Here is a 13,896-nt window from a genome sequence, read left to right as displayed (position 1 = left end):
ATGGGAGGATAAATGAAGCGCAGTGTGTTTGTAATCGGTGATAGCATCTCGATTCAATATGGTCCCTATTTGCAGGCTGAAATAAGTTCAAGCTTTGCCTATGACAGGAAGCAGGGAACCGAACAAGCGTTAAAGGATTTGAACATTCCGGTTGGCGCTAACGGTGGGGACAGCGGAATGGTGCTGGCGTATATGAGAGAGCAGCAGCAGGAAGGCGCGCGATATGACATTTTGCTGCTTAATTGCGGATTGCATGATATCAAAACAGATCCGGTAAATGGCAGCAAGCAAGTGACCGCTGATCAATATGAGCAACATATTCAACAGATTGCTTCCTTGGCGCTAAACATGTCCAATCGGGTCATTTGGATTCGAACGACTCCTCTTATAGATGAAGTGCATAACGAGCTGAATCAATCCTTTCACCGGTTTCATAAAGATGTTATAGATTATAATTCAATAGCTGACCGAATAATGGGACAAAATGATATCCCAATGCTGGATCTGTACACTTTTACACTTGAGTTGGGGCCGGATGTATATTGTGATCATGTTCATTTTAAAGATGAGGTAAGGAAGGAACAAGCTGTATATATCGCTAAACAGCTGCTGGAGATGGTTTAAGTTGAGCGGCTGCATTATTTAGAGGAGGCCTACGGTCCTTCTCTTTTTTGCGTATATAGATTTTATATGTTTGGGGCTCCCCGCAAAGTATCTGAATCAACTTCGAAGCAAGACCCCACTTTGTGGGGATATTTGATGCCATCCTCCGCTTAAAGGGCAGGAACAGGACGTCTGATTCATAATGTTGTGTCAAATTTAGAGAAATAAGCACTTCGTGCAGAAAAGTCCATGCTCAGAAATGAAAAGTCTATTCATGCGAAGAATCGGTATCGAGTAATATAATACATGCTGATAATGATTATCACTTTCATGGTACTCAGAATGATTATCGTTATTAATTCAAATCAGACAATCCTTCTGTAAAGGAAGAGTAAGGATAGGCTATGAAAAAAAGGTATCTTCTTATCGCGCTAGTCATTTTATCCATATGCTCTGTATTTATAGGAGTAAAAAATATATCGCCTCTTGATATTTTTCATTTGACTGAGGATCAAACGGATATATTGCTAATCAGCAGGCTTCCGCGTTTAATCAGTATCATCATTGCTGGAGTCAGTATGAGCGTCATTGGCTTGATTATGCAGCAGTTGACCAGAAATAAATTTGTTTCGCCAACTACTGCGGGAACCGAGGATTCAGCGAGGCTGGGTATACTGGTATCGATGATCCTGTTTACTACAGCGAGCCCGATGGAAATGATGTTTGTTTCGTTTGCATTCGCTCTGCTAGGTACTTTTATCTTTATGAAAATTCTTGAGAAGGTCAAGTATAAAGATGTTATTTTTATACCCCTTGTAGGTTTAATGTTCGGAAGCATCGTGGGATCAATTACTACTTTTTTTGCCTTTAAGCACGATCTTATTCAGAGTATATCTGCATGGCTTCACGGGGATTTCTCAATGATCATGAAAGGCCGATACGAAATGCTGTATATCAGTATTCCTATCGTCATCATAGCGTACTTCTATGCAGACCGATTCACCGTTGCCGGCATGGGAGAAGAATTCTCTGTCAATTTGGGTCTAAATTATAAACAGGTGGTTAATATCGGGCTAGTTATCGTAGCGTTAGTGACTTCAGTTGTCATCCTCACCGTCGGTATGATTCCATTTCTCGGTCTGATCATTCCTAATATTGTAACTATTTTTAAAGGCGATCATCTTAAAAAAAGTTTGTCACATACCGCCCTGCTGGGAGCTGTATTTGTACTGTTTTGCGATGTGCTTGGACGCATCATTATTTATCCCTACGAGATTGCGATTGGTCTTACAGTCGGAGTGATAGGAAGTGGTATATTTCTGTACTTGCTTATGAGGAGAAAGGCATATGAACATTAGAACGAAGCTAAGCATTCTGGCCGTTGCGGCTTTAGCATTAATTGCGACTTTTTTATTCATCAAGCTTGGCAATAATTGGGGATATGCTCTCGAGAGAAGGGGAATCAAGATTCTGGCCATCGTTCTAACCGCTGGAACTATCGCCCTATCGACTATGGTGTTTCAGACCATTACAAATAACCGGATATTGACGCCCAGCATTCTCGGATTGGACTCCCTTTATTCATTGATACAAACGTTTGTCATCTTTGCTTTTGGATCAACAACCCTAACGATGATGAATAAAAACATCAATTTTGCTTTGTGCGTAGGGGTAATGGTGCTGTTCGCAGGAGTGCTCTACAAAATTATTTTCAAAAGAGAAGGTCAAAACATTTATTTCCTTCTGCTGGTCGGAATAATATTCGGAACATTGTTCCAGAGCTTCTCTTCATTTATGCAGGTGCTTATTGATCCCAACGAGTATCTCCGGCTGCAGGACAAATTGTTTGCAAGCTTTAATAATGTGAATAAAGATCTCTTGTATATATCCATCCTTGTGCTGATATTCATCGGGTTCTATTTTAAGAGATTCGTCAAATATTTGGATGTGCTGTCGCTTGGAAAAGAGCAGGCTGTGAACCTGGGCGTCGATTATGACTATGTTGTAAAAAGACTGCTTATTATTGTTGCCATTCTTGTGTCCATATCAACAGCTTTAGTTGGACCGATCACTTTCCTTGGGCTTCTAGTAGCGAATGTAACTCATCAGTTAATTGGGACATACCGGCACAAACACTTGATTCTTGGTTCTGTGCTGATCAGCATCATTGCGTTAGTTGGAGGACAGTTAATTGTTGAGAGAGTGTTCACCTTTACTACAACGATAAGCGTGGTCATTAATCTCGTCGGTGGCTTGTACTTCATCTATCTCTTACTAAAGGAGAATAAATCGTGATAGAAGTAAAGAAGGTAACGAAGCGGTACGGAAATAAAAATGTAATCGAGGACGTATCCGTAACTATAGCAAATGGCAAAATCACCTCGTTTATCGGACCCAATGGAGCTGGTAAAAGCACTTTACTGTCTATGGTAAGCCGCCTTCTCACGAAGGATAGCGGAGAGATTATGATTGACGGCAAAGAGCTTCGCGAATGCAAAAGCAATGATTTGGCCAAAAAAATCTCGATATTAAAACAATCCAATCACATTAATGTACGTTTAACGGTCAGAGAGCTAGTCAGCTTCGGACGATTTCCTTATTCTCAAGGCAAGCTGAAGGACGAGGACTGGAAATTTGTCGATGAAGCTATTCACTATATGGAATTGGAAGAGATGCAGGATAAATTTCTGGATCAATTAAGCGGGGGTCAAAGACAGAGGGCTTACATAGCGATGGTTATTGCTCAAAATACAGAATATATACTGCTGGATGAGCCGCTTAATAATCTGGATATGAAGCATTCCGTACAAATTATGAAGGTGCTCCAACGAATGGTTAACGAGCTTGGCAAAACGATTGTTATCGTTATTCATGACATTAACTTTGCCTCCTGTTACTCCGACTATATCGTAGCGCTCAAGGATGGGAAAGTCGTCAGAGAAGGAACAACCGATGAGATCATAACCCAGCCTGTATTAAAAGAGGTTTACGATATGGACATTCAGATAGAGACGATTAACGGTAACAAGATATGTGTATATTTCGCTTAAGGCAGCCATCGTTTCACTAATTCCGATTTGAAATTATTTCAAATAGCATGAACAAATAAAATTAGGGGTGATTAGATTGAAAAGAAAATTATCTATGCTTTTAGTAACGATCATGATTATGTTGGTAGCTGCGGCTTGCGGTACGACGAGCTCCAATACAGGTTCAGGCAACACAACAGGAGGTGCGCCGACTCCAGCTCCAGAGGCTGCTAAAGCGCCAACTGAGTTGACTTTCAAGCATCTATTGGGTGAAACTAAAGTTAAAACCAATCCGAAGAAAGTGGTTGTATTCGATTACGGTATTCTGGATTCATTGGATAAGCTTGGTCTGGATGCTGCTATAACGGCAGTACCGCAATCCAATCTGCCTCCGTATTTGGCCAAATATAAAGATGCAAAATTTAAAAATGCGGGTACTTTGCAGGAGCCGGCTTTTGAGAAAATCAACGAAATGAGTCCGGACCTTATCATTATTTCCGGCAGACAGCAAGCCCATTACGCAGAATTAAGCAAAATTGCTCCAACCGTATATATGGGAGTGGACAACAAGAAATATATGGAAACTTTCACTGAAAATATGGAAAGACTGGGACAAATTTTCGGTAAAGAAGCTGTTGTAAAAGAAGAGCTGGGCAAAATCAATGCTTCTGTTAAAAAAGTGAAGGACGCAGCGGCAGCAAGCGGCAAAAATGCGTTGGTTACATTGGTTACAGGCGGTAAAGTTACAGCCTACGGACCAGGCTCCAGATTTGGTATGATCCATGATGTGCTTGGAATTACGCCTGTAGAGAAAAATATAGAAGTATCTACTCATGGCCAAAACATCTCCTTTGAATTTATTGTAGAAAAAAATCCGGACTATTTGTTTGTAGTTGACCGTGAAACAGCGGTAGGTGAAAGCAAAACAACGGCTAAACAAATTATCGAAAATGAACTGGTTAAAAAATCCAACGCATTTAAAAACGGCAAAATCATCTATTTAGATCCTAACTATTGGTATTTGTCCGGCGGTGGATTGGCTTCTGTAGCGGCGATGGTCCAAGAAATCGAAAAAGGCTTTAAATAACTAACAAAACGCCTTCCTGTGAACTGAGTGCACACTCAAGTTTCGTGGGGAGGCTTTTTTTATAACTTATTGCAATAAAAAGGCATGGGATATTTCACTAGGCGAGCCAAGATTGTACTGTTATAATAATGATGTTCATGACCTGAAATAATAGCGGGAGGCGCGTTATGAAAGTAAAGGCGATATTTTTGGCTGACAGCAGTGATGCGAGGATCGAAAAGGCATATGATGAAAGCGTTCGCAATAGATTGGCGGAAAAGGTTGATTTGCTGCCTGTCTATATTAACCAGGAAAATGCGGAGCTTCATATCCATGATTTACACGATGCAGAAATTGCTTTTTCCACTTGGGGAGTACCGAATTTCTCCGAGGCTGAGCTGCAGCGTTTTTTGCCGAATTTGAAAATCTTATTCTACGCAGCAGGTTCCGTTCAACGTTTTGCACGTCCGTTTATGTCCCGTAATGTAATCGTTATCAGCGCTTGGGCTGCCAATGCAATTCCGGTTATTGAATTTACGGCAGCGCAAATACTGTTGGCTAACAAAGGCTTTGCTCAATCGGCAAGGTTTTATAAACAGCATGGCGATTATCGTCAGGCACAGCAGATCTCAAGAGCATTCCCAGGGAATTATAGTGCCCGTGTAGGTATTCTGGGTGCAGGAATGATCGGCAGAGGCGTCATAGAAATGTTGAGCAAGCATGAGCTGGCCATTGATGTATTCGATCCGTTTCTTTCAGATGAGCGGGCGGCGGAGCTCAAGGTTCGTAAGACGGATTTAATCGATATTTTTTCAAATTGCGATACGATATCCAACCATCTGGCCAACTTGCCTGCTACGGTAGGCATTTTGAACAAGGAACATTTTGACCGAATGCTGCCTCATGCTACTTTCATTAATACAGGGCGGGGTGCCCAGGTAGTCGAAGCTGATCTGATTAAGGCTCTGCGCGAGGTATCGACGAGAACGGCTATATTGGATGTAACGGCTCCCGAGCCGGTTCCTGAGAACAGTCCCTTCTTGCAGCTGGATAACGTTCTGCTTACACCCCATATCGCTGGAAGTATGAATAAGGAGATTTATCGAATGGGCCTTTATATGGAGGAGGAATGCGAGAGGTATTTAAATGGGACTGCCATGCGCTATGAGGTGAAGCTGGAGATGTTGGAAACGTTAGCTTAGTTCGCATTCTTTGGAGTTGTGATGAAAACGCTTAAAAAGTCTCCTGTCAGGAGGCTTTTTTTTGTTGTCTGATTAAGGATCTAGTGATAATATGAGTCTAAATACATATCATATGAGTTGGTGGGCTTATGAAAGAGCTGGTAAGCACGAAGGTTTTGAACGAGCTGACAAAGCGGATCGAGCAGGAGGATTGGAAGCCGGGTCAGAAGCTGCCTTCATTAGCGGGACTGGCCAAAGAGTATGAGGTCGGTGTCTCAACGGTAAGGGAAGCTCTCCGAATTATGGAGAACAGAGGCTACCTGATTATTGAGCATGGTCGTGGAATGTATGTGCGCAGCCGAAATTATTGGAACAATCATTCATCTACTGAGCTAGCGCAGCTGCCGATAGGCGATTTGTCCTCACTTCTGGAGTTTCGCGGCGTGCTTGAGCCTGAAATGGCGGCATTGGCAGCCGAACGGGGGTCACCGGGGCAAATTAGCGCTATCAAAAAGGCGGCTTCTGTCATGATAGATGATTTGGAGAAAGGCAATGACTATTTTTCAGCCGATATTGCATTTCATGAGTACATTGCTGAGGCATGCTCCAACAAGGTGATGGCTAATGTTATGAAGGGTATTTCCGATCTGCTGCTCGAAAGCCGCAGACAAACTAGCAGGATTCCAGGAAGCGCGGAGAAAGCGTCTCATTTTCACATGCTGATTGCATTAGCCATTGAGCAGCGGAACGCTTCTCTTGCCAAGGAGATGATGAAAGCTCATCTTGAAGATGTGAAGCAGGACAGTATGATACTGAAGGAAATTTGAAGGAAGTCTGAAGGTAGCGGTGGTACAAATGCCCAGTGGTTATCAGAGGAGTGGGGGCAGAGTATTCTGGGTAAAATCGTAACGAGAAGGAGAGCTGGCGCAATGACAACGATTAACAATCCAATCAATTCTTATCGTGGAAATGTGCAAGGCAAAGCGAATGAACCGATTACCGTTGCAGGATTGCTGGACAGGGCATGGCGCGAACTTGGGGGTCAGTATGAAGGAGGGGGACCGGATTGGACGCTGGATCATATATATGACCGACTGGAGCATAACGCGCCAAGGATTGCTATTATCGGAGGTTCGACCGATCATCCTGCACACATATTGGATCATGAGACAGTATGTAAAGCTGCGTTGAAAATTTGGCTGGAAGGCGGAGTGCCGTTTTATTTCAGCACACCCGTGCTTTGCGATGGAACCGCTCAGAACAATATCGGCATGTCTTATTCCCTGCAGAGCCGCAATGCCATAGCGGAGGTTGTAGTCAATCAAATGGAAGCGCATTCATATCATGCGGCTTTTGTTATTCAAGGCTGTGATAAGCAGCCCCTTGGCGTGCTGAGCGGACTGGCCCATCTCGATCGTGTACGGAGATATCGCGGCGAACATCCCGTCTATGCAACCTTCAGTCCCTCCCATGTACTTAAGGGGGGAACCATTCCTGATGACTTGAAGCAAGAATTGATGCAGCTGGCTGCTCAAGCGAAATCCAGCGGATTCGATGATATCGCCGCAGACATCGATGAGGCGGTCAGCTATATACTGCAGTGCTCCTCCAACACATCGTTTCAAGGTGTGTTTCAGAGAGCAGTAGAATGCGGTTTACTTACAGAGGTACAGCATAAATATTTTGAGAAAAGGCTCGCCGTTAACACCTGTGATTCCAAAGGCGGTATTTGTGCCTTTCATGGAACCGGCAACAGCTCCCGTGATGTAACGGCCGGATTCGGTGTTGTTTGCCCGGAACTGGAGCTGCTTACGGAGCCTCCTACTCAGCAGCAGGTCAATAAGGCCGTTGAAGGCTTGTTTGCAATCCTTCCGAGACCTGAATGCAGTGTAAGTGAACTGGTAAGCGCCAATATAGCCAACACGATTCGTATTCACAGCGCAGGCGGGGGCTCTACTAATCTGATGATGCATATCGTAGGAGCTATGATTTATGCAGGCTATGATTTCTCATTGGAGGATTTGGAGCACATTGCCAATGAATATCCGATTCCAGATTTATTTGATTACAGCCTTACAGAAGGCAGGGACATCTATGTGCTGGCGCAGCAGTGCTGTTCAGGGGACATTCGTGGAATGGAGACATTAATGTATGAGCTGAACCGTAATGGCGTGCCGATGGATCTGGATGCGCCGACTGTGACAGGGCAGACCTGGAGGGAGCGGCTATCGGATACAAGAGGGCTTAGTGCGGATGGAGTGAAAGAGAACCCGATTATATTGAGCAAGCCGAGGCGCAGCTTTAGCGGAGTGGATGTGCTGCGGGGAAATTTCTTCAACAATGCGGTAGTCAAAATCAGTGGTATGCCAACGAAGCAACTGGATCAGTTCGATAATAAAATGGCGTTCGTGCTTTATTACGAGAATGAAGATGAAGCCAATCATCATCTGCTGGATGTCGGTCTGCTGGATAGCTTAAAGGCAAAAAAGCTATTTAAGCTGGAGCAGATGAGGCAGATGGCTGCGCATAACGCCTCGGTAACGTTGGATGAGCTGATTGGATTGAGCTATGACGAGCTGTTCGATCGGATGATCTCGGAAGAATGGATCCGGCTCGCGTTAATTATTGCAGGTCAAGGACCGGAGTCGTTCGGCATGCCGGAGATGTTCACGCCGATGCAGCATATTAATGCTCATCGTCAGCTCAAACGTCTCACGACTCTAATAAGCGATGGCCGCTATTCAGGTGTTACCTTTGGAGCGGCTGTAGGGCATGTGACACCGGAGGCTTTTCATGATGGTGGCCTCCTGTACATTCAGGAGGGCGATCTGCTGCATTTGCAGTTCCGCAATAAGCGCATCGATTTGCTGGACGCTGAGCAGTTCGAATCCGGCATAGTGCTTCCTTATGCCGGTGATCTTCGGGCGCAGCGCAGCGAGCTGGGCGTGAAACGGCTGCAGAGGCTGCGCATGCGGCAAAGGCAGGTCGCGGCAACGAACCGGCTGCGCGATTGTACAGATGCGGCGCGAGGCGTAGTGCCGATGGCCGTGGCATTGGATGCGGAGTTGCCGTGGCGAGAGCTGCGGGAGAAGCTGAGGCAGGAACAAGCGTCTGCTAAATGAACCTAAATTTATAGTTTAGAGAGGGAGAACGGATAGTATGGATAAATCGAAAGCTTTGTTGAAATCTTTAGGATTCCTGGACAGGGAGGCCTATGATTTGCCGGATTCCGCCAAGCGGTTTCCGGATGGCGCACAGTATCGCTTGGAAATTCCAAGCGTGGAAGGGCCTGGAGCGTTAAAAGCTGTATTTGAGGAAGCAGACAAATACGGGCTAATCGTTCATCGCGTCTCGCAAGGCAGCGGCATCATGCTGCTGACGGATGAAGAGATCACAGAAATGGTCGAGCTATGCGCTCAGCGCGGAGTTGAGCTCAGCTTATTCGTTGGACCACGCGGTACTTGGGATATCAGCGCCTTGCCGCTGACTCCCGCTGGCAAGGTTGTCGCTTTGCGGCATGAGGGCATCGACCAGCTCGTCTATGCGATGGAGGATTTGCAGCGGGCTAACCGTCTTGGTGTCCGCGGAGCGTTAGTGGCGGATGAAGGGCTGCTGCTGCTGACCAAGGAAATGAAGAAGCAAGGATTGATCGCACCTGATTTTGTAATCAAAGTTTCTGTTCAAATGATGGCTGCGAATCCTGTATCGATTAAGCTGATGGAGGATATCGGTGCCGATACGTATAATGTTCCTACTGCGTTAACGCTGCCTAAGCTTGCTTCGATCCGGCCTGCCATTGATATTCCTATCGATTTGTATGTAGAAGTGCCTGACGGTCTTGGAGGATTTATTCGACATTATGAAATTCCTGAATTTATTCGGATATTGTCTCCGGTTTATATTAAGTTCGGCTTACGCAATCATCCGGATGTATACCCTAGCGGCATTCATCTGGAGCAGGTTAACATTAATTTGTGCCGGGAGCGCGTAAGAAGAGCCTATATGGGGATGCAGCTGCTAAAGCAATATGCCCCCGAGATGGTCACTTCGGAATTGGGTGCACCAGGCTTGGGTGTTCCAGTTCCACAGAAATAGCAAGGAGCAACGCCATTCGTCCTTCGAATTACAGCGAAGGATGAATGGCGTTTGTGATACAATGAGCAGTATACAAAAGTTTCTATAAATGGGGCGTTCAAACGATCAGGGCTATTGGAGGAGAGGTATGTATGGGGAAAAACCTCAGATTTGCGATTATCGGAACAGGCATGGTCGGTGCTATTCATGCTCAGGCTATTCAATCGGTGGAGGGTGCAGAATTAGTCTATGTACATAGCCGCAATGCCGAGATGGGGAAGGCTTTTGCTGAAAGATTCAACTGTACCTATGCGCCTGGCTTGCACGAAATCCTTGACAACGAGGACATTGACGCGGTAGCGGTTTGTACTCCCAGCGGCAGTCATGCCGACCTGATAATTCTCGCTGCACAGCATGGTAAACATGTGATGGTCGAGAAGCCGATAGACATTGATCTGGGAAAAGCGGATCAGGCTATAGAGCAGTGCCGCCGCAGCGGGGTCAAATTGTCAGTTGTCTTTCAGCTGCGCTTTATGCCGGATGTGGTTATAGCGAAGCAGATGCTTGAGGATGGCTTACTCGGTAAATTGATCGAGGCGGATGCCTATCTTAAATTTTATCGGCCGGAATCGTATTATCGTAGCAGCCAATGGAAGGGGACTAAGCAATGGGATGGTGGAGGGGCCCTGATGAATCAGGGTATTCACGGTATAGACCTTTTGCTGTGGCTCGCAGGACCGGTCAGCTCTGTAACCGCTCAAGTACGCACGTTGAAGCATGATATTGAGGTGGAGGATACCGCAGCGGCGATTATTAACTTTGAAAAGGGTGCGATGGGTGTTCTCCAAGGTACGACCTCCATTTACCCTGACATCCGCAGCTGCTCATATTCCATGGTACGAACGGAACCCTGGAGCTTGCTGGAACCGAGGTTCCTTATATACGCCAATTAGTACTGCTGGATCGCCCCGAATTGAACATATCGAACGTACAGCCGCCCAAGGACCAGCTGGGTGAAGCTCATCGCTTGCAATATATTGATTTTATCGATGCCATCCGTCATGACCGCGAACCTTTCATTAACGGCTATGAGGGCCGAGAAGCATTGGAGCTTGTAAGAGCAGTTTATATGTCGTCTGAAAAGAAAGGCGAAATTGCCCTTCCCATTTGATTTGAATCCAATAGTGCACGGAACATCAGGCTTCCCGTGGGGAGGCTTCTTTGTGTTCAATAAAAAACTGAAAGGTAAAAAAAGTCATGTCAAAGTAATTTGGCGTAATGTACCATATATTGGTATACTGTATGATTAAAATAGTCGAGCTTGAGAGGTGATGTTGTTGTACAAAGTATTAGTTGTGGATGATGAGAGAATTGAACGTGAGGGTATCAAATTTTTGATCAGTCACTATGATTTTCCTATAGAAATAACAGAAGCAGAGAATGGTCTTAAAGCATTACAGGTATTGAAAGCTGAAAAGGTTGATATTCTGTTTACCGACATCAGAATGCCATTCATGGATGGTCTGCAGCTGATTGCGGAGGCCAGGGCGATTCAACCGGACTTGAAAGCAATTATTTTAAGTGCTTATGGGGAGTTTGACTTTGCCAAGGAAGCGATTCGGCTTCAAGTTGCTCATTATTTACTTAAACCGGTTGAAACCGAGGAGTTTCATGAGGTATTCTCCAATGTTCTTGGTATAAAAGGAAAACCAAATGCAGAGATGCTATTGGATGCATTGCCTGACAGAAGTAACGGCAGTAATGGAAGCACCTCAAGAAAGGTGATTGAGGAAGTGCTGCAGCTGATTCATAATCATTACAGGGAATCTATTGGGCTGGACTGGATTGCGGAACAGGTCTATTTAACGCCCAGCTATTTGAGCTATTTATTTAAGAAGGAGATGGGCGTTAACATCGTTAAATATATCGTTTCTTACCGGTTTGAGAAGGCGGCGGCGCTTCTTTGCGGCACTAATATGAAAATCATCGATATTTCTGTTGAGGTGGGCTACGAGAACTATCCGTATTTTTGCTCTCAATTCAAAAATTATTTCGGAACAACGCCAGCAAAATACCGGGAAGGACAACGCAAATGAAACCATGGCCGTATTCTATTAAACATTTGCGGTTTCGTCAAAAGCTCATATTATCTTATATAGCCGTAGTGCTGGTTCCGCTGCTGCTGCTTGGCCTTTACTCCTACTACCAATCACTTGAGCTATTGCAGAAGCAGGCGATTCAGGGAGTCAGAGAAACGGCTGGCACTGTTGCGGGCGGGATCAATAACAATATGATTCGTTATGAAAGGATATTTGACTCCATCGTGCTAAATCCGGAAATCCAACGTTTTTTTGGGAGAACTTATACCGACCTGACTGAATTATCGAGTGATTTGAAAAAAAATGTGGACCCTTTTTTTACGATGGTAACCCATTTAAACAAAGATGTAAGTCAAGTTACAGTGTTCACGAAGAACGATATTCCGGAATATGGGAATTATATTCAGTCCTTTGATAGGGCGCGAGAAGCAGTATGGTATGACCAAGCCAGCAAGCAAAAGAAAACGTTCTGGTATTACCGCTCTGGCGAATTTGCAGCTGTGAAAAAATTTCCTAACATTTACGTTAACGAGGATACAACATTGCTGTATTTGAAGCTAGACACGGCGCATTTGCTGGATACGACAAACATAGGGAATGCGGATCATTATGGCTTCGTGGTGTCCGATAGCAATCACAACATTATATTGGAAAAAGCGATTCCGGACGCAGCCCAAAGAGGAATTAAGCCTCAGGAGTTAATAAGAGAAACGGACGGTTTTTTTGTTAAGGACGGTGTTTCCTACATTGTACTCACCCAGAGTATTCCCATTCCGGGCTGGACCCTCCATTGCTACATACCGGCAAAGCAGCTTTCCGTTGACGCCACAAGCATCATTAAAGCAACGATCGTGGTGGTGGCCGTCTGTACCTTGATTTTATTCGGATTAATTTGGATGTTCTCGCGAAGTTTGCTCTATCGGATTCAATTATTACATAGATGGGCTAAGCAGGTGGAGCTCGGTGACCTCCGTGTTTCCGTCGTAAGTGATGATTACAGGGATGAAATTGGGGAGCTGACCCGACGTTTCGGTAAAATGCTTCAGAGGATCAATGAACTCATTAACGAAACCTACAAAAATAAAATTACGCAGAAGGAATTGCAGCTGAAAGCATTGCAGTCTCAAATTAACCCGCATTTTCTGTACAACTCCTTGTCTATCATTAATTGGAAGGCAGTGCAGATCGGGGCCCGGGACATCAGTCATTTTGTAACTACGTTGTCGAGGTTTTACCGAACTGCATTAAACAGGGGGGAGAGTCTGACTTCCATCCGCGATGAAATCACGAATACACAATCGTACGTAGAGATTCAATCCATTATGCACGACTATGAATTCGAAATCGTTTATGAGATCGACGAAATGATTTTACCCTATGCTACGGTCAATCTGACTCTGCAGCCGCTGGTAGAAAATGCAATCCTGCATGGAATAGATATGAAGGCGGACGGAAAGGGCAGGCTTATCATTCGTGGCAAATGGAACAACGGAACTATTGAATTTTCGGTTGAAGATAATGGACCTGGAATTGATGAGGTTTTGCAAAAACAGCTGCTATCTATACCTTCCAAAGGCTACGGCTTGAAAAATGTGCATGAACGCATCCAAATTACATTCGGTGAGCCGTATGGGCTGCAAATAGTTAGCGAAAAGGGTGAGGGAACCATCATGAAGTTGATTATTCCGGCAAAAGAATATGAATAACGTGCAGCTGCATAAAAAAACGAAATATTTCCAAAGAAACTGAAGATTCCGTCTAAGTTGAGCTGTGATATAGTGAATTCATTGAAATGAATGCGCATTCATTTTGGGGACATAGGAGTCTGTCCGACGATTTGATTT

13 protein-coding genes are annotated in these 13,896 nt (G+C 44.7%); all 13 read left to right on the top strand.

Annotated features, from left to right (window positions below; genetic code table 11):
• Positions 1 to 12 precede the first annotated feature (12 nt).
• The 13 genes from NV381_RS10345 (at position 13) to NV381_RS10285 (ending at position 13,758) form a co-directional block, all read left to right on the top strand.
• Positions 13 to 624 (top strand): SGNH/GDSL hydrolase family protein, encoded by a 612-nt coding sequence (locus tag NV381_RS10345; RefSeq protein ID WP_258213195.1) that lies wholly within the window; start codon positions 13 to 15, stop codon positions 622 to 624.
• Positions 625 to 1,007: 383 nt separating this feature from the next.
• Positions 1,008 to 1,961 (top strand): ABC transporter permease, encoded by a 954-nt coding sequence (locus NV381_RS10340; RefSeq protein WP_258213194.1) that lies wholly within the window; start codon positions 1,008 to 1,010, stop codon positions 1,959 to 1,961.
• Positions 1,951 to 2,898: an iron chelate uptake ABC transporter family permease subunit gene (locus NV381_RS10335; protein WP_258213193.1), complete on the top strand. Its 948-nt coding sequence runs from the start codon at positions 1,951 to 1,953 to the stop codon at positions 2,896 to 2,898. The genes NV381_RS10340 and NV381_RS10335 overlap by 11 nt, the downstream gene beginning before the upstream one ends.
• Positions 2,895 to 3,653: an ABC transporter ATP-binding protein gene (locus NV381_RS10330; RefSeq protein WP_258213192.1), complete on the top strand. Its 759-nt coding sequence runs from the start codon at positions 2,895 to 2,897 to the stop codon at positions 3,651 to 3,653. Before NV381_RS10335 ends, NV381_RS10330 begins: the two co-directional genes overlap by 4 nt.
• A 76-nt stretch (positions 3,654 to 3,729) precedes the next feature.
• Positions 3,730 to 4,719 carry a siderophore ABC transporter substrate-binding protein gene (locus NV381_RS10325; RefSeq protein WP_258213191.1) on the top strand — a complete coding sequence of 330 codons (990 nt, stop codon included), beginning with the start codon at positions 3,730 to 3,732 and terminating at the stop codon, positions 4,717 to 4,719.
• A 167-nt stretch (positions 4,720 to 4,886) separates the two neighbouring features.
• Positions 4,887 to 5,900 carry a hydroxyacid dehydrogenase gene (locus tag NV381_RS10320; protein ID WP_258213190.1) on the top strand — a complete coding sequence of 338 codons (1,014 nt, stop codon included), beginning with the start codon at positions 4,887 to 4,889 and terminating at the stop codon, positions 5,898 to 5,900.
• A 128-nt stretch (positions 5,901 to 6,028) separates the two neighbouring features.
• Positions 6,029 to 6,706 carry a FadR/GntR family transcriptional regulator gene (locus NV381_RS10315; protein ID WP_258213189.1) on the top strand — a complete coding sequence of 226 codons (678 nt, stop codon included), beginning with the start codon at positions 6,029 to 6,031 and terminating at the stop codon, positions 6,704 to 6,706.
• A 102-nt stretch (positions 6,707 to 6,808) separates the two neighbouring features.
• Complete coding sequence (locus NV381_RS10310) at positions 6,809 to 9,001, top strand: dihydroxy-acid dehydratase (protein WP_258213188.1); 2,193 nt, start codon at positions 6,809 to 6,811, stop codon at positions 8,999 to 9,001.
• A gap of 37 nt (positions 9,002 to 9,038) precedes the next feature.
• The gene (locus NV381_RS10305; RefSeq protein WP_258213187.1) at positions 9,039 to 9,974 is read left to right on the top strand and encodes a U32 family peptidase; all 936 of its coding nucleotides are present in this window, start codon (positions 9,039 to 9,041) and stop codon (positions 9,972 to 9,974) included.
• Positions 9,975 to 10,105: 131 nt separating this feature from the next.
• Positions 10,106 to 10,906, top strand: coding sequence for a Gfo/Idh/MocA family protein (locus tag NV381_RS10300; RefSeq protein ID WP_258213186.1), 801 nt, complete (start codon positions 10,106 to 10,108; stop codon positions 10,904 to 10,906).
• On the top strand, positions 10,834 to 11,124 hold the full coding sequence (locus NV381_RS10295) for a Gfo/Idh/MocA family oxidoreductase (protein WP_328517112.1): 291 nt from the start codon (positions 10,834 to 10,836) through the stop codon (positions 11,122 to 11,124). Before NV381_RS10300 ends, NV381_RS10295 begins: the two co-directional genes overlap by 73 nt.
• A gap of 166 nt (positions 11,125 to 11,290) precedes the next feature.
• The gene (locus NV381_RS10290; protein WP_258213184.1) at positions 11,291 to 12,049 is read left to right on the top strand and encodes a response regulator transcription factor; all 759 of its coding nucleotides are present in this window, start codon (positions 11,291 to 11,293) and stop codon (positions 12,047 to 12,049) included.
• Positions 12,046 to 13,758 (top strand): sensor histidine kinase, encoded by a 1,713-nt coding sequence (locus tag NV381_RS10285; protein ID WP_258213183.1) that lies wholly within the window; start codon positions 12,046 to 12,048, stop codon positions 13,756 to 13,758. Before NV381_RS10290 ends, NV381_RS10285 begins: the two co-directional genes overlap by 4 nt.
• Positions 13,759 to 13,896: the final 138 nt, after the last annotated feature.

Origin of the sequence: Paenibacillus radicis (ex Xue et al. 2023), from assembly GCF_024722015.1 — a bacterium.
Taxonomy (GTDB): domain Bacteria; phylum Bacillota; class Bacilli; order Paenibacillales; family NBRC-103111; genus Paenibacillus_S.
This window is presented reverse-complemented; position numbering and strand designations above follow the sequence as displayed.